The organism is Actinoplanes sp. NPDC051861 (assembly GCF_040681145.1).
Lineage (GTDB): Bacteria > Actinomycetota > Actinomycetes > Mycobacteriales > Micromonosporaceae > Actinoplanes.
In genome coordinates, this window is the sequence record NZ_JBFAYE010000008.1 from 91,119 (window position 1) to 116,532 (window position 25,414).

11 protein-coding genes are annotated in these 25,414 nt (G+C 71.3%); 2 read left to right on the top strand and 9 right to left on the bottom strand.

Annotation, left to right across the window (positions count from 1 at the left end; all coding sequences use genetic code 11):
* Nucleotides 1-125 precede the first annotated feature (125 nt).
* Nucleotides 126-12,095: an SDR family NAD(P)-dependent oxidoreductase gene (locus tag AB0M02_RS22645; protein WP_364229691.1), complete on the bottom strand. Its 11,970-nt coding sequence runs from the start codon at nt 12,093-12,095 to the stop codon at nt 126-128.
* Nucleotides 12,096-12,141: 46 nt separating this feature from the next.
* Entirely contained in the window at nt 12,142-13,644 is a 1,503-nt protein-coding gene (locus AB0M02_RS22650) for a sugar transferase (RefSeq protein WP_364229693.1), read from the bottom strand.
* Nucleotides 13,645-14,095: 451 nt separating this feature from the next.
* On the opposite strand from AB0M02_RS22650, the gene AB0M02_RS22655 reads away from it, so the two are divergent.
* Nucleotides 14,096-15,136 (top strand): LCP family protein, encoded by a 1,041-nt coding sequence (locus AB0M02_RS22655; protein WP_364230005.1) that lies wholly within the window; start codon nt 14,096-14,098, stop codon nt 15,134-15,136.
* A 796-nt stretch (nt 15,137-15,932) separates the two neighbouring features.
* On the opposite strand, the gene AB0M02_RS22660 is transcribed toward AB0M02_RS22655, so the two are convergent.
* The 7 genes from AB0M02_RS22660 to AB0M02_RS22690 all read right to left on the bottom strand — a co-directional run bounded on the left by AB0M02_RS22660 (nt 15,933) and on the right by AB0M02_RS22690 (nt 24,826).
* On the bottom strand, nt 15,933-17,147 hold the full coding sequence (locus AB0M02_RS22660) for a hypothetical protein (protein ID WP_364229694.1): 1,215 nt from the start codon (nt 17,145-17,147) through the stop codon (nt 15,933-15,935).
* On the bottom strand, nt 17,144-18,916 hold the full coding sequence (locus AB0M02_RS22665) for a hypothetical protein (protein WP_364229695.1): 1,773 nt from the start codon (nt 18,914-18,916) through the stop codon (nt 17,144-17,146). The genes AB0M02_RS22660 and AB0M02_RS22665 overlap by 4 nt, the downstream gene beginning before the upstream one ends.
* Nucleotides 18,913-20,073, bottom strand: coding sequence for a glycosyltransferase (locus tag AB0M02_RS22670; RefSeq protein WP_364229697.1), 1,161 nt, complete (start codon nt 20,071-20,073; stop codon nt 18,913-18,915). Before AB0M02_RS22670 ends, AB0M02_RS22665 begins: the two co-directional genes overlap by 4 nt.
* Nucleotides 20,074-20,085: 12 nt before the next feature.
* Entirely contained in the window at nt 20,086-21,168 is a 1,083-nt protein-coding gene (locus AB0M02_RS22675) for a glycosyltransferase family 1 protein (protein ID WP_364229699.1), read from the bottom strand.
* A 31-nt stretch (nt 21,169-21,199) separates the two neighbouring features.
* The gene (locus AB0M02_RS22680) at nt 21,200-22,333 is read right to left on the bottom strand and encodes a glycosyltransferase (protein ID WP_364229700.1); all 1,134 of its coding nucleotides are present in this window, start codon (nt 22,331-22,333) and stop codon (nt 21,200-21,202) included.
* Nucleotides 22,334-22,481: 148 nt separating this feature from the next.
* Nucleotides 22,482-23,507: a hypothetical protein gene (locus AB0M02_RS22685; RefSeq protein ID WP_364229702.1), complete on the bottom strand. Its 1,026-nt coding sequence runs from the start codon at nt 23,505-23,507 to the stop codon at nt 22,482-22,484.
* A 68-nt stretch (nt 23,508-23,575) separates the two neighbouring features.
* Nucleotides 23,576-24,826 carry a glycosyltransferase 87 family protein gene (locus tag AB0M02_RS22690; protein ID WP_364229703.1) on the bottom strand — a complete coding sequence of 417 codons (1,251 nt, stop codon included), beginning with the start codon at nt 24,824-24,826 and terminating at the stop codon, nt 23,576-23,578.
* Nucleotides 24,827-24,859: 33 nt separating this feature from the next.
* On the opposite strand from AB0M02_RS22690, the gene AB0M02_RS22695 reads away from it, so the two are divergent.
* Nucleotides 24,860-25,408, top strand: coding sequence for a hypothetical protein (locus AB0M02_RS22695; RefSeq protein WP_364229705.1), 549 nt, complete (start codon nt 24,860-24,862; stop codon nt 25,406-25,408).
* Nucleotides 25,409-25,414: the final 6 nt, after the last annotated feature.

Genomic DNA, 25,414 nt, shown 5'->3' on the forward strand with positions numbered 1-25,414 from the left:
CCCCGCGGGCCGGGCCGCTCCTGGGTGCCTCCGCGCGCGGGGTGCGGTGCCCTCTCGGCGGCGCAGCCGGGTACTTCCCGGACCGCCCGGCGGGCGGCGGCGGCCGGTCGAAATGGCCACATTTATCACAGTTCGGCCAGGCGGTGGTTGAGCAGGTGCAGGGGTGCGGCTTCGATGCCGGCGGCGTCCAGGGCGGCCCAGTAGGCGGATGCCTCGTGGGGCTCGACCGGGCCGTCCACCAGGGGGAGGCCGGGGGTTGCGGCGTGGATCAGGGACTCGAGCTGGCAGGAGGCGATCGTGCCGGGCAGCCCGGGGCGGGCGGTGACCGGGAGGCCGGGGGCGACGGTGCGGTCGGTGGGGCCGCAGTCGAGCAGGCCGCCGCCGGCGATCAGGACGTCGTGGTGGTCGCGCATGCGGGACAGCGCCCGGGCGGTGTCGAAGCAGTGCGGGAAGGAGTCGTCGATCAGGATCGTGCCGGGGCGGAGCAGGCCTACGTCGAGGGTTCCGGGGCCTCCGCTGGTGGCGGCGATGATCAGGTCGGCGGTGTAGACCTCGGGTGGAGCTTCCGGGGTGGCCGTGGCGATGGTGATCGGGTTGGGGTATCCGGCGGCTTTCACGGTGGCGGCCAGGGCTGTTAGGCGGTCGGTCGCGGCTGGGAGGTCGCAGAGGATCAGGGCGGCGGGGGGCTGTTCGGCTCGGGCCAGGAGCAGGTGCAGGGACGAGGTGCCGATCGAGCCGGCACCGACTATCGCCAGGACAGAGCGGGAGAGGTCCCGGGCGCCCGACGCGGAACGGGAGAGGGCGGAAGACCAGGAAGCGAGAGGGGTGGCGGCGGACACGGAGGCGGGAGGGGTGGCGGCGGACACGGAGGCGGGAGGGGTGGCGGCGGACACGGAGGCGGGAGGGGTGGCGGCGGACACGGAGGCGGGAGGGGCGGAGGCGGGAGGGGCGGAGGCGGGAGGGGCGGAGGCGGGAGGGGCGGAGGCGGGAGGGGCGGAGGCGGGAGGGGCGGAGGCGGAGGCTGAGCGGGACGGGGCTGAGCGGGACGGGGCTGAGCGGGACAGGGCTGAGCGGGCGGCGAAGGCTGTGTGGACCACGGAGGCGGCGGTGACGGCGTGGCCGGTGGTGACGGGGATGGGGGACTCGGTGAGGGCGGCGACGGCGGTTCCGTAGCCCGTCAGAGCAGGGATCATGCCGGCCAGTGAGACGGTTCGGGCGCCGTGCGACGCGGCCAGATCCGCGGCGCGGGCTGTCTCGTGGGCGAGGCCGTCGTGGGACAACTCGTCGGCGAAGCGGGGGATGCAGACGAACGCGGAGCGGCCCAGTGGAGTGGTGACTGTTTCCAGGAGGCGGGGGCCGTGCGGGAACAGGGCTGTGCGGATGGATTCGCGGTCGAGATCGGGGAGCTTTTCGCGTACGTCTGAAGGGAGATCTGTGGCGAAAGCCGCAAGTTGCGCGGGAGCCGGGAGGTAACCGATCAGCGCGGCATCGACGTGGACGGCAGAGCTTTCCAGATCCTGGCGCATCCTTGTCAGGATCTGGGACAGCTGGGGGACGCGGCCGCGGAGGGTGAGGCGGAGGCCGGCGGGCGTGGGGCGGGCGGCGAGCAGGAGGTCGGTGCCGGGCGGGAGTGGCAGGTCGGGATCGGTGTCCGGCCAGGTCAGCGTGAGGGTGGTGTGCTCGGGGGCGGGCAGCGAGGTGAAGTCGAGGTACGTGAAGAAGAACCGCCACCCCTCGGGCGCGCGGAACAGCCGGGATCGTGCTTCCTGGACGGTCGCGGCGAGCTCGGTGAGGCTCGCGGAGGGGCCGGGGCGGACGGCTACGGCGGTGGCGCAGGGGCCGAAGACGCGGTGCAGGTCGGGGAGGGCGTGATCGCGGCCGGTCACGGCTACGCCGATGAGCGGATCGGGGGTCAGTCCGGTCAGCGCGCGGTGGAACGCGGCCAGGACCGGGACGAACGGCGTCACCCCGGCGTGCGAGCGCAGGGCTTCGGTCGCACCGGGCGAGAGGGTGAAACCGGTCGTGGCGGTGGGCGCGGTGCTCAGAATCGGACTGTCCCGCAGTACCGGCGTGGGTGTGAGGCTGCCCAACAATTCCACATAATCACGAAATGTCGTGCGGAGAGGGATAAAAGAGCTTTTATCGTACGCGGTGAGCAGCTCGCGAATCAGCAACGCCGCGCTGTAACCGTCGCCGATGAGGTGATGGGCGTGGAGGAGGAGTACGTGCTCGGTGTCGCTGACCCGGAGAAGCTTCAGACGGATCAGGGGGCCGGTGGCCGGGTCGAAGTGATGGGCACGTTCGGCCGAGACCTCCTCCGCGAGCGGTGACGGGTCGGCTGCGTAGTCGACCCGGAGCGGGAGGTCCGGCAACTCCCGCTGGCTGTCCCGGGTGAAGACGGTCCGGAGCATGGGGTGGCGGGCGGTGAGAGTGTCGACGGCCTGCTGGAAGCGGGCCGGGTCGACAGGTCCGTGGAGGTGGGGGGTGGCCAGCCAGGTCGACGGGGTGCCCAGCGCGTCGGCCAGGAGGAAACCGCGCTGGGTGGGCGTCAGCGGATAGGGCGCCCCGGGTTCGGCTGTCGGGACAGCTGCTGGTTCGCCCGTCTCGGTGGCGGCTGCTGCTTTGCCCGTCTCGGCGGCTGCTGCTGCTTCGCCCGTCTCGGTGGCGGCTGCTGCTTTGCCCGTCTCGGTGGCGGCTGCTGCTGCTTCGCCCGTCTCGGTGGCGGCTGCTGGTTCGCCCGTCTCGGTGGCGGCTGCTGCTTTGCCCGTCTCGGTGGCGGCTGCTGCTTCGCCCGTCCGCGCCTCGGGTGCGGGTTTGCCCGTCTCCGTGTCGAGTGCCGCTGCCAGTGCCGCCAGGGTTCGATGCTGATAAATGATGGTTGGGCGGGGCAGAACCGGCATCTCCAGCTCCAGGGCTGCGAACATCTCCAGGACGCTGATCGAGTCACCGCCCAGCCTGAAGTAGTCGTCCTCCCGTCCCACGGACGCGACACCGAGCTGTGTGCGCCAGATCCGGGCCAGCAACCGCTCGGTCTCGGTCGACGGCGGGCTGGGTGCCACGTCGACGGGGTTCAGCGCCGCCCGGTCGATCTTGCCGGTGGTGGTCAGGGGCAGGTCCGTTACCGGGTCGATTCGTGCCGGGACGAGATACGCGGGAAGCAACTCCTCAAGATAGGCGCGCAACTCGGCAGCAGTCGTGGTTCCTCGGAGCTGGACCCACGCGTGCAACCGGGAGCCCTCGACCCGGACGGCCGCCCGGTCCACCGCGACGTGCGCGCGCAGGGTGGCCTCGACCTCGCCGGGCTCGATGCGGTACCCGTGGATCTTCACCTGGTCGTCCACACGGCCCCGGAACCACAGCACGCCGTCGGTGTCGGCGACGGCGCGGTCGCCGCTGCGGTACCAGCGTTGGCCGTCACGAATGACGAACGCCGGATTGCCGGGATCGTCCAGATAGCCCGGTGCGACACCGGTGCCGCCGATCCAGAGTTCACCAACCTCGCCGGGCGCGCAGAGGCGGTCGTCCGCGGTGCGGACCTCGACCACCGCTCCGGCGACCGGACGGCCGATCGGCAGGTGCATGACGTCGTCGGCCGGGCGTTCGCTGATCACGTGGAAGGTGGCGTTGATCGTCGTCTCGGTGGGCCCGTAGAGGTTGGCGATCCGCTGACCCGGTCCGAACAGGTCGAACCACCGGCGTACGTGAGCGGGCGACAACTCCTCCCCACCCACATGAACCCAGCGCAGCGCCGACAGATCCGGTCGCCGCTTCTCGGCGGCACCGAGGAGCCGCTCCCACAACGTAGGTACCGAACTCCACACGCTGACCCGGTCCCGCTCGACACGGCGCAACAGTTCGGCGGGATCCCGCACGACGTCCCGGTCCCACGCGACCACCGTCGCGCCGACCAGCAACGGGGCGAGCAACTGGCGCACCGAGGCGTCGAAACAGATCGACGCGGTCTGCGCGAGACGGTCACCCGCGCGGTAGCCGAAAGCGGCAACGGACCAGTCGAGGTACTCGGCCATCGACCGGTGGGTGACGGGTACGCCCTTGGGTCGCCCGGTCGAGCCGGACGTGAAGATGATGTAGGCGATGTCATCGGGGCCGGTGCTGACCTCCGGCGGCGGCGCGAACGGCGCGGTGGCGGCCTCGACCAGGGTCAGTGGCGCGGTGGCGGCCTCGACCGTCGCGAGTGGTGCGGTAGCGGCCTCGACCGTCGTGAGCGGTGCGGTGGCGGGTTCGACCGTCGCGAGTGGTGCGGTGGCGGCATCGACCGTGGTGAGCGGTGCGGTGGCGGCCTCGGCCGTGGTGAGCGGTGCGGTGGCGGCCTCGGCCGTCGTGAGCGGTGCGGTGGCGGGTTCGATCGTCGCGAATGGTGCGGGGGTGGCATCGACCGTGGTGAGTTCGGTCAGCGCCCGTGCCGCGGCGCGGGTGCCGGCGTCGCAGACGACGACGTCGGCTCCGGCGCGGGCGAGCTGGGAGATCAGGCGGGACGGCGGGTGGGCGGGGTCCATCGGCACCCAGGTGGCGCCCGCCTTGAGAATCCCGAGCAGCCCGATCACGGTGTCCGCGCCGGGGCTGGTCAGCAGACCAACCCGCCGTGTTCCGCCTCCGCCTCCGGCGCCGCCTGCGCCTCCGCCACCGGCACCGCCTGCGCCACCGGCACCGCCTGCGCCACCGGCACCGCCTGCGCCACCGGCACCGCCTGCGCCTCCGCCTCCGCCGGCACCGGTCGCCGCGAGGCGGGCGGCCAGGCGGTCGGAGGCGAGGTCGAGGTCGAGGTAGCTGAGCGGTTCGCCGTCGGTGAGGACGGCGGTGGCCGCGGGCGTGCGGTGGCACTGCTCCCGTATCCGCTCGATGACCGAAATCGGCCTCCGCGACGCGCCGCCGGCAAGCGTCGCAGGGCTCGGCGCGAGGGTGGTCTGCCTCCGCGACGCGCCGTCCGCCGGGGATTTCGCCAAAGCGGTCATTTCGGCCAGGTGTTCGGCGGCCAGGCGTTCGATCGTGGCGGGGTGGAAGAGGGACGTCGGGTAGTTCCAGGAGAAGTGCAGGGTGCCCCGCGATTCGAAGCAGACCAGGGACAGGCGGGTGGCGGCGGAGGCGGTGCCGGCGACGGTTTCGGTGACCTGCTCGATGGCGGCGTCGGGCAGCGGGAAGCGCGCGAAACTGAAGCCGGCCGGTGCGGCGGTCCGGGGGCCTGAACCGTCGACAGCCAACAGCCGGGCCAGGTCGACTGTGGACACCGAGCCGTGCTGCTCGGCCAGCAGCCAGGAGCGGCGCAGCTGATCGGCGAGCACGGTGGCGGGCTCGTCGGGGTGCACGTGGGCGAGGATCGGCAGGGTGTCGGCGAACGGGCCCACCATGCGATCGATACCGGTCAGGCGGGCTTCGCGACCGGCGCGGGCAACGGATACCGGCACGGTCGTCTGGCCACCCCATCGGGCCAGGCAGCGGGCATATCCCGCCAGGAGCAGATGAAAGGGCGACACGCGAGCGGCACGGGCCTGAGCGGTCAGGCGCGCGGTCAGTTCCGGGTCCGTCTTTTCCAGATGTACGCGGAAAGGCGCCCGAGGATCCCCCTCGGCCTCGCCGTCGAAGGGTAGGGCGAGGCGTGGGTACGAGCGCAGCGCCGCCCGCCAGAAGTCCAGATCAGAATCGGACGGTCCGGTGCGCAGCGCCTCATGGTCGGCGAACGTGCTGTGCGGCGCGGCGGGAATCGCGGTCCCGGAATAGAGCGACCAGAGTTCGTCACCGAGCACCGCGATGCTGTACCCGTCGGCCACGGCATGATGAACGACCAGGATCAGGTACGCGAGGTCGGGGCGAGAGACCGCGAGAACCGCCCGGAGCGGAGCCTCCCGCGTCAGATCGAACGTGCGATTCCGCAGCCCGGCGTCAATCTCGTCGATCGTGGTGGATTCGAGCAGGTCGGTCACGGTGAACCAGGGGGGCCGGCCGCTGCTCGGTGCGGTGAAGCGCTGGCCTGCGGGGCTGAACCGGACGCGCAGCATCGGGTGGCGGCGTTCCAGCTCGGTCAGGGCCGCGGTCAGCCGGTCGAGGTCGAGGGGGCCGGTGACGGTCTGCCGGACGTAGGCGTATGCGGGGACGTCCGGGTACAGCCGCCCGGTCGTGCGGAAGGCGAGCTGCACCGGGCTCAACGGGAAGTCCGGTGACCCGGCGAGGTGGCGGGCCAGCTCACCGACCGTGCGGTGCTCGAAGAACAGGGTCGTCGACAGCGTGCGGCCGAGGCGGGTCTCCAGCGTCTTGACCAGGTCCACGGCGGTCAGCGAGTCGAGGCCGAGCGTGAGGAAGGGTTCGTCGAGACCGATCGCCTCCGGCTCCCGCCCCAGCGGCCCGGACAAAAGCTCCCGAACCACCGCGACGACGCGTTCGTAGCCGAGACCATCGGCGGTTCGGTGCAGGGAGGTGGGCGCCGGGGCCTGCGGCGCGGCAAAGGCTGGAACCTGCCGCTCGGGCGCGACCAAAGGCTGCGGCGCGGAGGTGACCGGCGCGGGGGTGACCGGCGCGGGGGTGGACGGTGCCGGGGTGGACGGTGTCGGGGTGGACGGTGTCGGGGTGGACGGTATCGAGGTGGACGGTGCCGGGGTGGACGGTGCCGGGGTTACCAGGACCTGGGCTGTGCCGAGGGCGGCCGCCGCCCACAGCACATCGGGCACCTGATCGAGTGGGAGTCCGTCGCCGTGGGAGGGGGACGCCATGCCGCCGCCGGTGAGGGCTGGGAGGTTGACCGCGACGAAGAGGCGGCCGTTGGATTGCTCGGTGGTGGCGGTGGCGTCCAGGTAGGCGTTGCCGGCTACGTAGTCGCCCAGCGCGCCCGCCAGGCCCGGCAGGACCGAGGAGATCGAGGAGAGGGCGAGGAAGAGCGGGTTCTGGTGGCGTAGTGCCTCGGTCAGCAGCCGCGTTCCGTGGACCTTGGCGGCGAGTCCGGTGGTGATCTCGGCGGGTGTCTTCGCGCGGAGGCTGCCGGGGCGCACGATGCCGGCGGCGTGGATGACCACGTCGAAGCGGTGGCCGGCGATCAGCGCGGTGACGTCGTCCGGGTCGGTGATGTCGGCCGTCTGGTAGGTGGCCTTGGCGCCGAGCATGCGCAGTTCGTCCAGCAGGGCGGCCGGCTCGGCTGATCGACCGGTCAGGAGCAGGCGGGGGCTGCCGTGACGGGCCAGGTGGCGGGCGATGGCGGCGCCGGCGGCTCCGGCTCCGCCGACGATCAGGTAGTGGCCGTCCGGCGGAGCGGGGAACCGGTCGGCGCCGGGAGCGCGTACGAACCGGCGGGTGAGACGGCGGCCGTCGCGCCAGGCCACCAGCTCGGCCGGACCCGGTGCGGGCGGCGCGGCGGACTCGTGGGCCAGGGCTTCCTCGTGTGACTCGGGGGAGTCGGCGGAGCAGAGGTCGATCACGCGCACGTGCAGGTGGGGGTTCTCGTCGGCGAGCGCCATCGCCAGACCGGCGAAGACCGCGTGGGCGGGGTCGGGGGTCTCCGAGCCGGCGCCGGTCACGTGAAGATCCCGGGTGACGACCAGGACATGGCCGGTGCGTGGAGCACTGCCGACAGCAGCAGCGGCCTCCCTGGCGTCCACCGCTGAAAGGACGATGACGGGAGAGACGGCCGGGGCGGCCACCGGGATGGGCGCATCCACCCAGCGGGGAACCGAGAGCGTCGGCCCCACCGAATCGGTGACCCAGAAGCGGCGTCGCTGGAAGGGGTATGTCGGCAGCGGGACCCGACGCGTGCCCGCGTCCAGGTGAGCCCTGTCCAACCCGGCACCACGAGTCCACAACGACCCGGCCGTCGTCAGCATCGTGGTGATGTCGGAGCCCGCGGCGCGTACATCAAAGGGTTTGATCAATGATGCCAGCGTGACCGACGCACCAACCTCGACAAAACTGTCAAAACCGGCCTCTCGCAGCTTTGCCATCGCCTCGGCGAAGCGCACCGGCCGCACCGCCTGGTTCGTCAGATAGGTCGCGTCATACGCCGCTCCCCACGCAGCCGTGACCGTGCTGACCAGCGGAATCTCCGCCGGTGCGAGATCCGGCGCGGGCAGGGCGTCGGCCACCGGCCGCATCGCGGGCGAGTGGAAAGCGTGCGAGACAGCCAGCCGGCGGGTCGCGATGCGGCGCGCGGCGAAGTGGGCGGCGGCGGCGGAGATCGCCTGTGGAGGGCCGGCGAGAACGACCCGGTCGGCGGCGTTGTGGGCGGCGATCACCACGCCGGGCGGGAGATCATCGGGAACCGGCCCGGCCACGGCGAGCATGGCGCCCGGCGGGACGAGGGTGGCGGTGAGGTGACCGCGGGTGGTGGCCAGCTGTACGGCCTGGACCGGTGTCAGCATGCCGGCCGTGACCGCCGCGGCCAGCTCGCCGATGCTGTGGCCCGCCACCGCGTCCGGCCGGATCCCGCAGGCCCGCAGCTGAGCGGCCTGCGCCACCGCGAACGCCACCACCAGCGGCTGGGTGACCTCGGTCCGAGACAGCTCAGCGGCGGGAATCGAGGGGTCGGTGCACCAGTCGACGAGTGTTCGGCCGGCGATCGGACCGGCTGCGGCGGACACCTCGTCCAGGACCGTGCGGAAAACGGCTGCGGTCGCGTAGAGGGCGGAACCGCAACCCGGACTCTGGCTGCCCTGTCCGCTGAAGAGGAACGCCACGCGGGGTGCCCGGCCGACCGGCTTCCCCACGGTGACCGATTCCAACCGCTCGGCGAGGTCCCCGTCGACGACCAGCGCCACCCGGTGCGGCCCGTCGTCGCGTGCTGTGGAAGCCGTCGCGCAGACGTCCGCCTCGGCCGGCTCCGGGTGGCGGCGCAGATGGGCGGCCAGGTCGGCGGTGGCGGCCCGGAGCGCGGGCCCGGAACGCGCCGACAGGGTCAGCAGTCGCGGCCCGGGCGGCGGCGTGTCCCCGGCGGCCAGCGGCGGGGCTGCGGCCAGGATCGCGTGCGCGTTGGTACCGCCGAACCCGAAGCTGTTCACCCCGGCGACCAGCGGGCCGTCCCAGGCGCGCCGGCTGACGGCCACCTCGAAGCCGGCCAGGTCGAACCGCTCCGAGGGTTGCGTGTGGTGCAGTGACGGCGGTACCTCGCGATGCCGCAGCGCGAGGATCACCTTCACCAGGCTGGGCATGCCCGCGGCGTTCAGCAGATGACCGATGTTGGTCTTCACCGATCCGAGCAGTCGCTTCCGGCCGTCGGGGCGGGGTGGGAACGCGTACGCCAGCGACCGCGCCTCGATCGGGTCGCCGACAGCGGTGCCGGTGCCGTGTGCCTCCACATAGGAGACGTCGGCCGGGTCCAATCCGGCGTCCCGGTAGGCCTGTGCGATCACCTCCTGCTGGACCTGTGGGTTGGGGGCCATCAGGCTGAGTGAGCGGCCGTCGTTGTTGACTGCGGTGCCGCGTACGACGGCCAGCACCTCGTCCGTCCCGGCGTCGGCGAGGCGGGTCAGGACGAGTGCCGCGCCGCCCTCGCCGGGTACGAAACCGTCGGCGCCGGCGTCGAAGGCACGGCAGCGCCCGCTGGGGGAGAGCGCCTGCGCGGCGGTCAGGAGGCGTTCGCCGGTGGCGGTCAGGTTCAGGTTGACGCCGCCGACCACCGCGATGTCGCAGTCACCGGCGGCCAGGCTGAGCCGGGCGAGATGCAGCGCGACCAGGGCCGACGAGCAGGCGGTGTCGACGGCGAGGGCCGGGCCGCGCAGGTCGAGCAGGTGCGCGACGCGGGCGGCGGTGAGGTTGCGCAGGCTGCCGGTGAGGGCGTGCGGGCTGAGTGGAGCCGCCGCGGCGAGGTCCGGCGCGGCTGCGGCGGGTTGCGGCGCGGCCGCGGCGAGTTCCGGGTAGCCGCTCTCGCCGACAGCCGCGAACACCCCGATCCGGCGGGCGTGGCGGCGGGGCCCGGCGTAGCCTGCGCGTTCCAGGGCCTCGTGGGCGAGTTCGAGGAAGATCCGGGCGTGCGGGTCGAGGAGGCGTGCCTCGGCATCCGCAATTCCGAAATATCCGGCATCGAACTGTGCCGGGTCGTCTAGGAAGGCGCCGTGGCCGCCGTCGGGCCAGCGCGTCACCGGGCCGACGCTGTCGCGGCCGGCGATCAGGTTCGCCCAGAATTGTTCGGGTGTGTCAGCATCCGGGAAGCGGCACGCGAGGCCGATGATCGCGACGTCGCCGGCCGGCCTTGCGCTGGGTGGGGCGGGATGCGCTCGGCCGGACTCCGAAGCGAGGAGCAGGTCGGTCAAAGCGGGGATGGTCGCGCCATCACGCAATAAAACCGGATTTAGCGTACGGGCAAACGCGTCCTCCAAAAGGCCGAGCACCTCGAGGGCTTTCAGTGATGAGCCACCGATCGCCAGGAACCGGTCGTCCGGGCCGATCCGCTCCGGTGAGATGCCGAGCACCCGGGCCCAGATCTCCCGGACGACGCGCTCGACCTCCGCTCTGCTGTGGGCCTCCGCTTTGCCGCGGGTCTCCGCTCTGGCCGGCGCCGGTGGTTCCGCTGTCGCCGGGGGCTCCTGGCCGGAGCTGATCATGTCGCGCAGGACGTTGCGGCGCAGCTTTCCGCTGGTTGTCCGGGCGAACACCCCGTTGGGCACCACCCGCGCCTCGACCGCGTCGTAGCCGAGCGCCTCTGCCACCCGTACCCGAACCTGTTCCGCCAATTCCGGCGATCGCCGGACCGCCGACGCCGCCACGAACACGACGACCCGCTCCCGCCCACCGGCCGGATCGAAGGCGCCCACCACCGCGACCGGACCCTGACCGAGACCCGGCGTCCCCGCAGCCACCTCCTCCAGATCCGACGCGTGGAAGTTCCGCCCGTGCACGAACAGCACATCCTTGTGCCGCCCGGTCACACAGAGCCGCCCGTCCCGGAGGAAACCCAGATCGCCGGTGCGCAGCCACGAGCCGTCCAGCGCCTCCGCCGTCGCCGAGGCGTTCCGGTGATAGCCGCGCGTGACGTTCGGGCCACTCACGTGAATGTGGCCGACCAGACCGTTTTCGATCACCTCTCCGGTGTCGTCGACGATCCGGACGGCGCACCCGGGAACCGGATGGCCGACGTCCATGAACTCCACCGCGGGCACATCGGGACCGGCCTCCACGGCCACCCCGCGGGCCAGCGCCGCCCGGCTGAGACGATGCGGTCGCGCCCGCTCGCCCATCGGCGGGAACGAGACGGCCACGGTCGCCTCGGCCAGCCCGTACACCGGCTGCAGCGCGCCCGGATCCATCCGCGCCCGCGCCAGCGCGGCCGCGAACGAGCGCCACACCGACGGTGAGATCGGCTCCGCGCCCACCATGACCAGGCGGACGCTGCTCAGGTCGAGCTCGTCCAGCACCTCGCCGGCGACCCGGCGGACGGTCAGGGCCAGCGCGAAGTTCGCCGCCGAGAGCACGGTCGCGCGGTGCCGCGCGGCGGTGCGCAGCCACAGCTCGGGGCGCTTGGCGAAGGCGAGCGGGCTGATTCTCACCTGCTTGCCGAGCGCGTACAGCGGCGCCAGGTGGGTGCCGATCAGGCCCATGTCGTGGAAGTAGGGCATCCACGTCACCACGACGTCATCCGCGTGCGACTCGCTGGCGCGGGCGGACTGTTCCAGGTTGGCGACGAGGTTGCCGTGGGTGAGTTCGACACCCTTGGGCGTGCCGGTGCTGCCCGACGAGAACTGCAGGAACGCCAGGTCGTCCGGCCCGGCCGCGAACGGTTCGGCGATCGGGCCGGCCGCGCGCAGCTCGGCGGGGGAGAGCAGGCGGGCACCGTCCGGCGCCGCGTCACCGGCCAGCGGCGGCTGCCCGAGAAGGCGCCACACACCGGCCAGGCGATCAGGTTCAGCGGGAAGGGGTACGGCAACGACGCCCGCCAGCACCGCGCCCCAGAACAGTGGCAGGAACTCCTCGGAGTCATCGGTGACGATCAGTAACGGATCGCCGGCGGCCAGGCCCGCGTCCCGCAGCCCGCCCGCCACCCGCCTCGCGTCCGCGAGCAGCTCCGCGTACGTGGTGAGCCGCTCGTCGCCGTACCCGTCGACGTGGACCACGACCTGGTCCGGTGCTTCCGTGGCGGCGCGCACCAGCACGTCGGTCAACGTCATGATCGGAACAGTACCGAGCGGGGCCCGGAGCTGGCCGGGCCCGCCGTCACCGCCCGCCGGCGCGGAACACCTCACTGACCGTCCGCAGCACGACCTTCACGTCGAGCCAGAGCGACCAGTTCTCGATGTAGTAGTTGTCGAACCGGGCGCGGTCCGAGATCGGGGTGTCGCCGCGCAGGCCACTGACCTGGGCGAGACCGGTGAGGCCGACCGGCACCCGGTGACGCATCGCGTACTCCGGGTAGTCGTTGGAGAACCGGTCCACGAAGTACGGCCGCTCGGGGCGCGGGCCGACGATGCTCATGTCGCCGCGCAGCACGTTCCACAGCTGGGGCAGCTCGTCCAGCGACGTGCGCCGCATCATCTTGCCGAACGGTCCCACGCGCGGGTCGTCGCCGATGTTCCAGTTGGTCTGCGACTCGGCCTCGTTCGCCGGGCGCATCGACCGGAACTTCAGCACGTTGAACGGCTTGCCGTAACGGCCGATCCGCTGCTGCTTGAAGATGATGCCCGGGCCGCCCTCGAAGAAGGTGCCGATCGCGCAGAACAGCATGATCGGGCTGAGCAGGATCAGCGCCGGCGCGGCGACCAGGATGTCGGAGAAGCGCTTCACCGCGTACCTCGGGCCGTCCAGGACCGGGCGCCGCAGCCGCACCACCGGGATCGCGCCGATGTGGTCCGGCGCACCCGTGTGCTGAGGGAACTCGCGCAGGCGGGGCACCATCCACAGGTCGCACTCGGCCAGACCGGGCGCCATCACGGTCCGTAGCAGGTTGCTCTCCGGAGTGTCCACGTCGGCGATGATCACCACGTCGCACTCGGTCTGCTTGACCAGCGCCTCCAGGCCGTCGAGCTTGCCGACGAACGGCATGCTCTCCTTCTTGTCGTGGCCGGTGCGGGCCACGTCGACGAACCCGCCGAAGCGCAGGCCGTACTGCGGGTAGCGGCGCAGCAGCCGGGCCAGCTCGATGGCGACCGGGCCACCGCCGACGATGATCGCGCTGTGCTCGACCCAGCGACGGCGGCGCGCCATCAGCACCACCAGGCGGCTCGCGATCCGGGCCGGCAGCAGAAGCACGGCGGAGACCGCCGCGACGCGCAGGAAGCCGTCCACGTTGTCGATCGAGTCGTGCCGGATCGCCACCACCATGGCCACGGCCGCGGTGCCGGTCAGCATCCGCAGGTAGAGGCTGGGCAGCTCGTCGAGGATGCTGATGTGCCGGCGCGCGCGGTAGAGCCCACCGGTGGCGAAGAGGAAGACCGTGACGAAGGCGGTGGCCACCGTCGCCTTCCAGAACTGACTGCTCCAGATGAGCGGGGTCAGCATCGCGACGAAGTCGGCCGGCAGCGTCAGCATCCACGCGCGCAGCGGACGGGTCCGCTTCGCGGACGCCGAGGCGACGTACGGCAGCACGACGGTCGAGCCGAGGTCGCCGTCCTGAAGGATCAGGCGCTCGGTCGCAGGCTCGTGCTTCTCGACTCCTGCGGTGCGCTGAACCGGGATCGAGTTCTGCGCCGGGATCGAGTTCTGAGCCGGGATCGAGGTCATCGGGCGGCCTTCCTCAGCCGGTGGTGCCCACCATCCGAACTCACCGTTGCGGTGTTGCGCATCGTGCGGTGCGCCGGCGATCGGTCCCGAAGGCTGTTGCTCCGGAAGTGCCGGACCAGTGTGTTGCATCATCAGGTCCCCCGTGCGGTGAACACGGTTCAGCTACCGTGATCGGAGCGGATCGTAAAGGTTCGTATCAGTCAATGCCACCCCGGGTACCTCGCTTTGTAGTCTTTGTCGCGTTCGTTTTCCTCCCCGAAACGTGCCTAACGGTGTGATCTTCGCCATCGACAGGTGGCGAACTGTCGGTATTTCGCCGAGATCGCCTGAAGTCGAGCCCGAACCGGGTCACAACAGGTCCCTTGCAGGCCCATCCTGGCTTGCGCGGCTTTGTAGCATCGTCGCCATGCCGACCCGATACCCGACTTACGACCCGGACTCCACCGAGGTGATGCAGCCGGTCGACGCCCCGGAACCGGGGAAGCACGCGGCCAAGAAGTCGCGTAAGAAGTGGAAGATCGCCCTGATCGTCCTACTCGTGCCCGTGATCCTGGCCGGCCTCGGCCTGATCGGCGCCGGGTGGTACCTGCAGTCCGTCGAGAACGACATCGAGCGCGTCGACGCGTTCAACGAGGTGCCCGAGGCCGCCCGTCCGCAGAAGGAGGCCGCGGCCGGTGAGGCGCAGAACTTCCTGCTCCTCGGCAGCGACTCCCGCGACCCGGAGAACGACGGCGGGTCCCGCAGCGACACGATCATCGTGCTGCACATCAACAAGGCGAAGGACGCCGCTCAGCTGATCTCCATCCCGCGTGACACCTGGGTCTACATCCCCAAGTCGGCGAACGGGAAGCACGGCGACACCAACTCGAAGATCAACGCCTCGTTCGCGTGGGGCGGCGTCCCGCTCATGGTGCAGACCGTCGAGAACTACACCGGCGTCCGCATCGACCACGTGGCCCTGGTTGACTTCGCCGGCTTCAAGGAGATCGTGGACGCGCTCGGCGGCGTCGAGGTCGACGTGGAGACGTCGTTCACCTCGACGCACTCGCTGAACGCGAACAGCATCCGGAAGTTCGAGAAGGGCCCGCAGCAGATGGACGGCGCCATGGCGCTGGACTACGCCCGCGAGCGGTACGCGTTCAAGGACGGCGACTTCGCCCGCATCCGCCACCAGCAGCAGGTCATCAAGGCGATCCTGGACAAGGCGGTCTCCGGCGGCGTGCTCACCAACCCGGGCCGGCTGAACTCGTTCCTCAAGGCGACGACCAACACGGTCAGCGTCGACAAGGACATGAACATGGTCGACATGGCCATGGACCTGCGGCACCTGCGCAGCGAGAACCTCGGCTTCTACACGAGCCCGACCAAGGGCACGGGACGGATCGGGGACCAGAGCGTGGTGCTGCCGGACAAGGCGAAGGCGAAGGCCCTCTTCACCGCCGTCCGCAAGGACGACGTCGACACCATCAAGTCACTCGCCGAGACGAAGTAGTAGCGGCTGGTTCTGCCCGCGGGCACCCGGAGTTCGTCCGGGTGCCCGCGGTTTCTTTTTTCGCGGTTGGCGGTTCATCTCACATTTCCGTGCCATTCACTCTGCCCATTCGGCCGATCTCCCTTGGCCCGTTTCGGCAGTTTCTCGCTCATGACGTGTCCACTGTGTATCACCGTGGCGAGCCAATTCGGCACGCATTCGACCGGTCGCGCTCTGTGTCGCTCTCGGCGCCGTCTCGCGGTCTGAGCGACCACGCAGCCGTCTCCCTCGTGGGCAGTTGATCGGCGAGGGCTTTCAGAGCCGTCTGGCTGCCCGCTCAAAGTCGTAACGCCGCCCACGCCAGGCCGAGATCACGACAGCCGTCTCAACGCCCACACGAGCCCCACAGGCCCGTACTCCACACACGGCCGCGGGTTGCTCGTTGCGTGTGGAGTTGGGGCGCGTGGGTGGGCCGTACTCCACACACGGCCGCGGGTTGCTGGTTGCGTGTGGAGTTGAGGCGTGTGGGTGGGCCGTACTCCACACACGGCCGCGGGTTGCTGGTTGCGTGTGGAGTTGAGGCGTGTGGGTGGGCCGTACTCCACACATGGCCGTGGGTTGCCAGGTTGCGTGTGGAGTTGGGGTGTGTGGGTGGGCCGTACTTCACACGCGGCCGTGGGTTGCTCGTTGCGTGTGGAGTTGAGGCGCGTGGGTGGGCCGTACTCCACACGCAGCCGTGGGTTGCCACGTTGCGTGTGGAGTTGGGGTGTGTGGGTGGGCCGTACTCCACACGCTGGTGGGGGGTGGGGGTGGGGGGTCAGGCGGTGGGGGTGGGGACGGGAGCGGTGGGGGCGGGAGTGACCGGGGTGCGGGCCGTGCGGTAGGCGAACCACGTCACCACGAGGGCTTCGCAGATCAGGAGCGAGAGCAGGAGGTCGGGTACGCGGTCGACCCAGAGGACGGAGATGGCCAGCGCGGAGAGGGCGATGACCCGGGAGCCGACGCCGGAGACCAGGTAGCGCCGGGGCGGGGCCCAGATCATGTGGCGGACGGACATCCACGTGGAGAACATCAGCAGGCCCTTGTAGGCGCAGAAGACGGCAACCGCGAGCAGGGACAGGTCGCGCAGGTCGGTGGCGAGCAGGCCGCGCACCCAGGGGCTGGCGGTGATCACCACCGAGACCAGGGCCCAGCCGGCGACGGTCATCAGGCGTACCGGGTTGATCCAGCGGCTCTCGCGGCCCAGGACCACGTCCTCGCGGGTGGTGGCGGAGAGCAGGACGTGGAACGGTCCGAAGGCCAGTTCGAGGGCGCGCAGGACGACGACCGCGGCGGGGCCGGCCAGGGCGCCGGCCACCGAGGGCAGGGCAACCGAGTAGGCGAGGTCCACCGACGCGGTGACGAAGTAGGTGGCGCCCACGCGGACGGAGGCGACGTATCCGGGGCGCACCGTGCCGGCGGCGAGAGGGCGGCGCTGCAGGAGCAGGAGCCAGGCGAGGATCGCGAGCTGGCCGGGCACAGCGGCGATGTCGACGCGGACGCCGGTGAGCGCGAAGACGGCGCCGAAGAGCATGGTGCCGATGGCCACGGACTGCGGGATCAGGTTGGCGGTCGCGGTGGAGCGGGTGCGCGCCTGTGCCCAGAACATGGCTTCCAGGGGCAGCTGGAGCAGGACCGGCGTGAGCATCAGCAGGCGGTCGGTCCAGGTGGCCTCGGGCAGCGCCACGGTGGCGGAGACACCGGCGATGAGCAGGACCGGCGCGAAGGTGGCGACCGAGGCGCGGCGGGCCCAGGACTCGATGTCCCAGTGCGCGGGGAGCAGCCCGGCCGAGATCGGGCGGCCGACCAGGGACTCCATCAGGGCGAACGGGAGTGCCAGCAGGATGCCCTGGAGGGCGACCAGTGCGAGGTGCTCGGTGTCCGCCCAGGAGGCGAGCAGGAAGAGTACGACGCTGGAGAGGCGGGAGAGCGCCTGCACCGAGAGCTGGGTGCCCTGCAGCCGGCGTGCGGCGCGGGTAAGGGTTCCGATCACTGACGTCGCTCCGAGGGTTGCTGCCACTGCGTCTGTCCGGGATTGATCGGGGGATGCTCGCCGTTGTGCCGCGGGTGGGGAACCCGCGGGACCGGGGATGTCGGCGGCTGGGGCTGCCAGCCACCCGGCGGCGGCTGCTGCGGCGGCCGTGCGGGTGGCGGGGGGTAGGGCTGCCGCGACGGCGGCGGGGGATAGGGCTGCCGCGAGGGGGGAGGCGGGGGCGGCGGCTGCCGGGAGGGGGGCGGCGGCTGTCGGGAGTGGGGAGGCGGCTGCGGAGGCTGAGGCGGCCGCTGCGGGAAGTTGAGCCGGGCGGTCTCGGCCGGATCGACCGGCGGCGGGAGATGCAGGCGCACGGTGGCGGCCGGGTCGAGGTTGAGCCGCACGGTCTGCGCGGGATCGACCGCGGGCGCGGCGGGCTCGGACTCCGTGGCCGGCGACGGGGGCGTGGCCGGGACGGAGCGCATGGCGTACGCGACGAACAGCGCCAGGCACGCCATGGCGCTCGTGTACTCCCACAGCTCGATCATCAACGAGCCGCAGGTCGCACCCGCCAGCACCGCGATGTAGACGACGTAGTGGTCGTTGCCCTCGGAGCCCCGCCACAGCCGGAACAGACCCCAGATGATCAGCACCGCGACCGCGGCGGCGACCAGGTAGCCGTACTGCAGGATCATGCTGACGAAGTAGTTGTCCACGAAGACCTGCGGCGACGAGGCCACCCGCGAGTACGTGGCCGCGCCCGCGCCGCCGACGCCGTTGCCGTACCAGGGACCGCCGGACTCGATCAGCCGGCCCCAGATCTGGAAGCGCTCGAGCAGACTCGAGGCACCGGTCGCGCCGATCGCGGCGAACCCGCCGACCAGGACCACGACCATGGCCCCGCCGATCAGCCGGGCCCGTTTGCGCGCCGCCGGGCCGCCTCCGCGGTTGAGCACCACGGCCGCACCCAGGCCGCTGGCCACCAGCAGCGCCGCCGACCGGCTGGTGCTCAGCGCCAGCGCGATCACGGCTGCGCCGGCCGCGGCGTGCCACACGACCTTGCTCGGCCGCAGGTCCTTGACCAGCCACAGCGCGAGGTAGCCGAGCAGGAAGGAGCCGGCGAGCAGGCCGAGTTCCGCGTTGACCTCGGTGAGGCCGGGCGCCCGGAACGTGTCACCGATGAGGCGGACCGCACGGCCCTCCTCGAAGCCGTAGGAGACCAGCTTCTCCGGGCCGATGATGTACTCGACGACGGCCGCGACACCGTTGGCCACCATCAGCCAGGCGGTGACGGTGAGCAGCAGGTTCAGCTCGCGCGCGGTCAGGCCGACCACGATGATCATGAGGATCGCGGGGAGTGCGGTGATGCGGGCGCCGGCGACGGTCTGGCCGAAGCCGTGGTGCAGCAGGCCGATCACGCCGTAGACGCCGAACACGAGCAGCACCGGCGCGGCGATCATCAGCTGGCGTTTCGTCGGCGGGCGGCGGATGAGCGCGCCGGCCATCAGCACGACCGCGATGACCGAGGCGGACAGGCTGAGTGCGTAGTCCCGGCCGTCGAACACCCACGCCATGAAGGCGTCGACGCGGATCAGCCAGAGCCCGAGCGGGGCCATCAGGACGACCAGGACGTAGATCATGCCGGCGACCGGGGTGACCGCGGCATAGGCGAGCGCGGCCAGCACGACCGGCAGAAGCGGCGGCAGTCCGGCCAGAAGGCAGACCACCACCGCTGCGACGAGAACCGGGGCTCCGATCAGGAACCACCGGTTACGCGTCAGGTTTGTCACGATACGTGCACCGTTCCGGAGAGCAGCTCCGTGTACGCCTTCTCGATCGCGTCGACGTGCCGGTCCCAGTTGAGGGCCCGGCCGTCGGCGGCTGCGGTCGCGGTCATCCGCGCGTACTCCTGCTCCTGCATCAGAATCGCCTGCCGGAACCGCTCCGCCAAGCCGTCCCGTCCGTCGAAGGTCAGCAGGGCGCCGTCGGACGCCATCGGCGGCCGCGCGATGGTGCTGGCGATGATCGGCCGCCCCGCCCGCAGGCTCTCCACGCACGAGATCGGAAAATTCTCCGCCCACTGGCTCGGGAACACCAGCCAGCCGGCCTGCTGCAGCGCGGCCTCCTTGCCGGCCGCGTCGATGAAGCCGAGCGGCTGCAGTGTCGGCACCTCGCGGGCCGCCGCGGCCAGCTGCTCCTGAAGCGCGCCGGCGCCGGCCACCATCAGCCGCACGCCGTAGGGGAACTGCGCCGACACCTGCCGCCACGCGTCGATCATCAGGTCGACGCCCTTGTGCGGGCTGAGCGCGCCCATGAACAGGAACGTGCGGTGGTCGCCGGGACGCCACTGCGGCGGCGGGCCCTGCTCGGGAACGGCGAGCGGGACCACCCGGCCGGGCAGGCGGCGCGCCGCCGGGACGTGCTGCTCCAGGATCTGCCGGGTCCGCTCGGCCGGCCAGAGCAGCAGGATCCGCTCGAAACGGCCGACCAGCACGGCCGAGCGCATCTTGAGGAACGCGTCGAGGACCGGCGACTTGCCGCGGTTGCCGAGCGCGTTGTTCGGGTCGGCGATCGCGTAGTCGTGCACGGTGTGACAGATCGGGTATTTCCCAGCGATCCGGGCGAGCGGCAGCGCGCCGAGTCCCTGCCAGTTGTGCACGTGCACCAGGTCCGGCTGGAACGCGGCGAGTTCCGCCGGGCTCAGGCCGCTCGGGTCCGCGACGTCGCCGAGGTGCGTGAACGCCTTGCGCAGCGCGCCCGTCCGCTGGCCCAGCCGCTCGCTCATCCGCCGCCGCACCGGCTGGTCGCCCAGCTCGGCGTGCTCCGACTCGCGGCTGAACACCCGCACGTCGTGTCCGCGCGCGAGCAGGGCGCCGGTCAGGTCGCGCACGTACTGCTCGGCGCCGCCGCGGATCGCGAACGACGAGTGGACCATGGCGATTCGCATCTGTTTCTCTCCCTACCGGGCGGTCGCCGTGAGCTCGCCGCTGAGCAGCGCGTGCAGGTGTGCGGTGGCGTCACGCCAGGAGCGCCCGCCGAGCTCCGCCACCGGAGCGGGGAGTATGCCACTCTCCACCTGCCGCAGCGCGCGGACCAGTGCATCGCCGGTCCATGTGTCCATTCGCACAGCCGCGCCGCCGGTCGCCTCGAGCAGCGCCGGGTCCGGGGAGATCACCGTCGGGGTGCCCAGGCGCAGCGCCTCGGCCGCGGGCAGGCCGTACCCCTCGAAGTGGCTGGGCATCAGGAAGGCGGTCGCGCCGGCCATCGTCGCCGCGTACTCCGCGTCGGAGAGACGATCGAGGAAAATCACACGCGAGCTCGCTGCCGACTCCGCCGCCGTGCGGCGGAACTCCTCCACGGCGTGGCCACCGGTCAAAACCATGAGATGGTACGCGGGAAGCTGCGCTGTCGCCTCGATGGCCAGCTCCACGCCCTTGTGCGCGGCATGTCCCGCCACCACGAGGTACCGGCCGCCTCGCTGGTGCACCGCGGCGACCGGAGCGGGCAGCGCACCGGGCGCCACACTCAGGTCGCTGCCCGGCGTCCAGACGGCGGTCCGGTCGTACCCCACGCCGTAGAGACCGAGCAGGTCGTGCCGGGTCCGCGCGCTCACGCAGAGCAGCCGTTCGGACCGTCCGATCGCGGTGCCGTAGCTGAGCTTGCGGTACTGCAGGACCGAGGACGACAGTCCGTTCGGCCACAGTTTGAACGCCAGGTCGTGCACGATCGTGGTGACCGGCAGCCGGCTGCCCCGCACCGCGAGGGACGGGCTCAGCGACAGCACCTGCGCGTTCGGGCCGGCGTCGCGGCCGGTCGCCTTGCGCAGCGTCTGGGTGGCGTCGGCGATCGTGCCGACCCGCCCACCGGCCTGTGTGCTGACGACGGTCACGTGGGCGGCGCTGTCGCCGGGCGCGGACCATCCGGACGGCGCCGCGACGATCCGCAGCTCCTCACCGGCCGGCCAGTAACGGACGACCTCGCTGAGGACCCGGGTGATTCCGCCCGGCCCCACTCCGCTGGCGTCGACGATCGTGGTCCTCATGCTGTGTTCCTCCCCCGTACCGATAGTGGCCTCAGCCGGCCACATCGCCGATCCAATGCGTCATCCGCTCGGCGAACCGGTCGGCCGAGAACTCCGCGGCGTGTGCGCGGATCCGGTCCGGCGACATGCCGCCGAGCCGGTGCACCGCGGCCGCGTACGGACCCGGGTCGAGGCCGTCCACCAGGAAACCGGTCTCCCCTTCGAGCACGGTCTCCAGCAGGCCGCCACGGGCCATCCCGATCACCGGGGTGCCGCACGCCTGCGCCTCGACGGGGATCATGCCGAAGTCCTCGTGCGCGGGGAACAGCAGGGCCCGGGCGCCCCAGTACAACTCGCGGAGGCGATCACGCTCCGGTCGTACCTCGAAATGAACTTGCGCCCGGGAGCCGGCGGCAAGCTTGCGCAGCCGCTCCTCCTCCGGGCCCGAACCCGCGATGATCAGGGGCAGGCCCGCTGCCTCGGCGATCCCGATCATCAGATCGAAGTTCTTGTACGGGATCCAGCGGCCCAGGCCCAGCAGGTAGTCACGGTTCTGGTGCTGCTGGTGGACCGGGGCGTCACCGAAGTAGCCGACCTCGATCGGCGGGTTGATCACCACGGCGTCGCGCTTCCAGAACCGCTTGATCCGGCCCTGCACCTCGCGCGAGTTCGCCGCGTAGGCGTGCACGTGCTTGCTCAGCCGCACGTCGGCCTGCTGCAGCACGCTGCGCGGCAGCTTGAGCAGCGGGTGCGAGCCGCGGCCGTCGAAGTCCGGGCTCCAGATGTAGCGGGCCGGCGAGTGGATGTAGCTGAGGTGCTTGGTGTGTTCCGGATCACCCAGCTTGACAGTGTGCGCGAATGCGTGGCTGGACGAGACGACCACGTCGAACTTCTCGTTGGTCAGCGTCCGCCAGACCAGCGGCATGGTCGGCAGCGACAGCGCCTTGCTGTTGCGCAGCGGCGTCTTCGAGAGCCAGGACTGCCGCAGGTGCAGCTCGTCGGCCGGAACGCCCTCGTCGGCCCAGAGGACCAGGCGCTGCGCGTGCGGCATCAGGTCGGCGATGGCCAGGAAGACCGCCTCGGAGCCGCCGGTGGAGCCGAACCACTCGTGCACCACGGCGACCTTGCGGTCCGCTAGCAGGCCCTGGTGCGCGGGCTGGTGTCCGGAGGTGTAGTAGACGGTCACTTCTGTCCATTTCTGCGTGGCCGTGGTCCCGGGCCTGGAACCCTGGCACGGCATCGTACGGATCACCGGTCGGTTCGGCTGCCCCCTGGGGAGCCGGGCCGCGCACCGACGCGATGATCTTGATCACTCGGGGCACTGCCCCCGCGGGTCAGCTGTGGCGCTGCCACAGATCGCGCAGGAGGTCCCATTTGCCGCCCAGGCCCTCCTCGCACGGCGCGTCGACCTGCATGACGGTCAGCGGGGTGTCCTCGCGCTCCCAGAACACGCCGCACATGGCGACGCCCTGATCGTTGCGGGTCGCGTACTCGATCAGCTTGCCGCTCGCCTTGCTGACGCCGCCGGTCGTCCGGCTGGGGTCCTGCACGCCCGGGTTGATCGCGTCGGAGTTGAAGTTGAGCTGCTGCCAGTACGACCTGGCGGTGTCCTTCTGCTCCGGCGACTTGTACACGATGAAGTGCACCCAGGCCGTGGCGTAGCGGCAGGTGACGTGCCGGGACTCGTTCTCGTTGAGCGGGCCCGCGCCCTTGTCCGTGTTGGACACACAGCTGTCCAGGCCGGAGGAGGTGAGCCAGGGATCACCCATCGCGGCGAGCTCGCCGTCGAGCTTGCTCTTGTTCAGGGAGACCTGCAGCGCCTCGAACTCCCCGGTGCTCGCGGGGGTTCCGGTGGTGGTCTCGTTCGCCGGTTCCCCGTCCGCGTTGGCGGTCCCGAAGTAGAAACCGGCGGCACCGGCGGCGAGCGCGGCGACCACGATGCCCGCGATCCAGCCCGCGACCCGCTTGCCCGCGGGCGGTCGCGGCGCGGCGGGCGCGGAAACCGCCGGCGGCGCCGAGTGCGGCGCGGGGACGGCGGAGACCGGCTCGGGCCGGCCCCAGCCGGGGCTCGTCTGCGGTGGCGCGGACACCGACAGCGGCCAGGTGGCCTCGTCGCCGGGCGCGGACGGGGCCGGCGGCCCGCTGTCCGGCTGCGGTGAGCCCCACGGCGAGGGCGGCACGCTGTTCGGCCGCGACGAGCCCCACGGCGAGGGCGGGCCGCTGTTGGGCGGCGGAGTCTCCCAAGGCGGCGTCTGATCGGACGGCGGCGGAACCGCGGCGCCGTCCCACTGGGGCGCCTTGGGTTTGCGGTTGTCGGACGCGCCTGTTCCGTTCCAGTCCTGAGTCGCCTCATCGTTCACGGCCCGCACGTTAGCAGTTGCTGGTCAGGGCCGGGGAACGGCGGTGATCTCCGATGCCTGCCGGTCCGTCAGGCGACCCAGTTCACGTGCAGGGCGAACGTCGCGAGCATAATCGCCTGGAGTGATAAAGCCAGCATCAGGACAAGCCGGTCGATGAACATGTTGCGCCCGATCCGGGCCAAAATCACGAACGGCGCGAGCCACTCGAGCGTGAACCGCGGCGCGGACGTCAGCCAGCGCTGGTCACCGATCATCGTCGAGGTGACGAGGATCAGCGGGACGATCGTCGCGATGAGCAGGAACCACTGGTCGCGGCGGACCTTCCAGGGCCCGACGAAGCCGAGGACGACGAGGACCAGGACGAGCAGCACGGTGACCGCCTCGAACGCGGTGATCGTCATGTACTCGTTGGGGATGAACGGGCCGTCCTCGTTCACCGCGTGGTAGAGCCTGCGGAACGGCTCGATCAGGGACTGACCGGGCCAGCCGTACGCGCGCTTCCAGCTGTCCTGCGCGTGGACGAAGGCGAGCCAGTCGCCGTGGACCACCCTGCAGTACACGGAGAACGCGACCAGTCCCAGCGGCATGATGGCGAAGCTGAGCACGTCCCACCGGATCCGGCGCACGTTCCAGTCCCGCTGGCGCATGTACTCGTACGCCAGGGCGACGGCGACGAGCAGGCCGAACAGGCGGGTGGAGCCGGCCAGGCAGGTCAGCACACCGGCGAGCCACCAGTGTCCGCGGCGGCCGGCGTACATCGCGCCGATGATGAACATCACGCACATCGAGGCGTTGTAGCCGTTGTAGAGGTAGAAGGCCATCGGGAAGGCGGCGAAGTAGAGCAGCGCCCGGTGCGCGGTCTCGGTGCCGAACTCCATGTCGACGAACCGGAACAGCAGCATCAGCGTCACGAACGCGCAGAGGGCCGAGACGACCGCCACGGCGATCAGCGGACCGCCCGGCAGCACCACGTTGAAGACCCACGACACCATCGAGAACAGCGGATAGAACGCCAGCGAGTCCGGGTTGTTGTGGTACCCGAGCTCCATGATCTCGATGTAGAACGTGGCGTCCTGCCACTTGTACATGCCGAACATCTCGGGGATCGTCGGCGTCTGCGCCTTGGTGAGCCGCCACGCGAAGACGGTGATCACCGCGTACATCGCCAGCGCGGCGGTCCACGTCGCCAGCGCGGCGTACGCCGCACGCCGCCAGCCACCACCCGCCGTCTCGCTCACGTCCGTCAAGGTGTCGTTCACATCCGGGGATCCGTCGCCCTGCCTGGTGGGGATGACGACCGTGGTGTCTAGCTGGCTCACGAGCGGGGACTATAAACGAGGTACGGTGACCGCGTGTCCCCGCTCTCCACCCGATCGCCCGAGGAATCCCGTCTCTATCTCGAGCTGCAGCCCTGTGCCAGCTGCGGCGCACCCGCACTCGAGGTGGCCGCGCAGTGGCTCGGCGAGGACGACGGTGGTGTGCTGGTGAGCGGCTACCAGACCCGGTGCGCCCAGTGCGGTGCCGCCGCCGAGTTCGAGTTCACCGTGCCGGACGAGCCGCCCGCGCCACCGCAGTTCGGCGGGCCGGAGCCGTCCGCGCTCATCGACGCGGGCCAGTTCTGGACGGTGGCCCGCGAGCTGGCCGGGATGGTGCCCGCCGACCCGGCACAGTGCCCGGCCGAGGACCGGCCCGACGCCCGCGAGGCGATCGCGTTCGCGGTGGCCGCGCTGACCGAGGTCCGCAAGTTCCTGCCCGCCGACGGCAACGAGGTGCCCCCGGAGGCGTTCTTCACCCCGGCCGGCCGGGCAGCCCACGGCGACGACCCCACGGCCTTCTCCCGGCGCCGATTGACGGCCCTGGACAACACTTACAGGCAGATCCTGCAGGCGTACGACGCCTAGGATGGC

Bases quoted from the DNA above. Each gene is read 5' to 3' on its own strand.
- AB0M02_RS22670 (WP_364229697.1), bottom strand. From the start codon at position 20,073: ATGCGAATCGCCATGGTCCACTCGTCGTTCGCGATCCGCGGCGGCGCC.
- AB0M02_RS22655 (WP_364230005.1), top strand. From the start codon at position 14,096: ATGCAGCCGGTCGACGCCCCGGAACCGGGGAAGCACGCGGCCAAGAAG.
- AB0M02_RS22650 (WP_364229693.1), bottom strand. From the start codon at position 13,644: ATGACCTCGATCCCGGCTCAGAACTCGATCCCGGCGCAGAACTCGATC.
- AB0M02_RS22675 (WP_364229699.1), bottom strand. From the start codon at position 21,168: ATGAGGACCACGATCGTCGACGCCAGCGGAGTGGGGCCGGGCGGAATC.
- AB0M02_RS22645 (WP_364229691.1), bottom strand. From the start codon at position 12,095: ATGACGTTGACCGACGTGCTGGTGCGCGCCGCCACGGAAGCACCGGAC.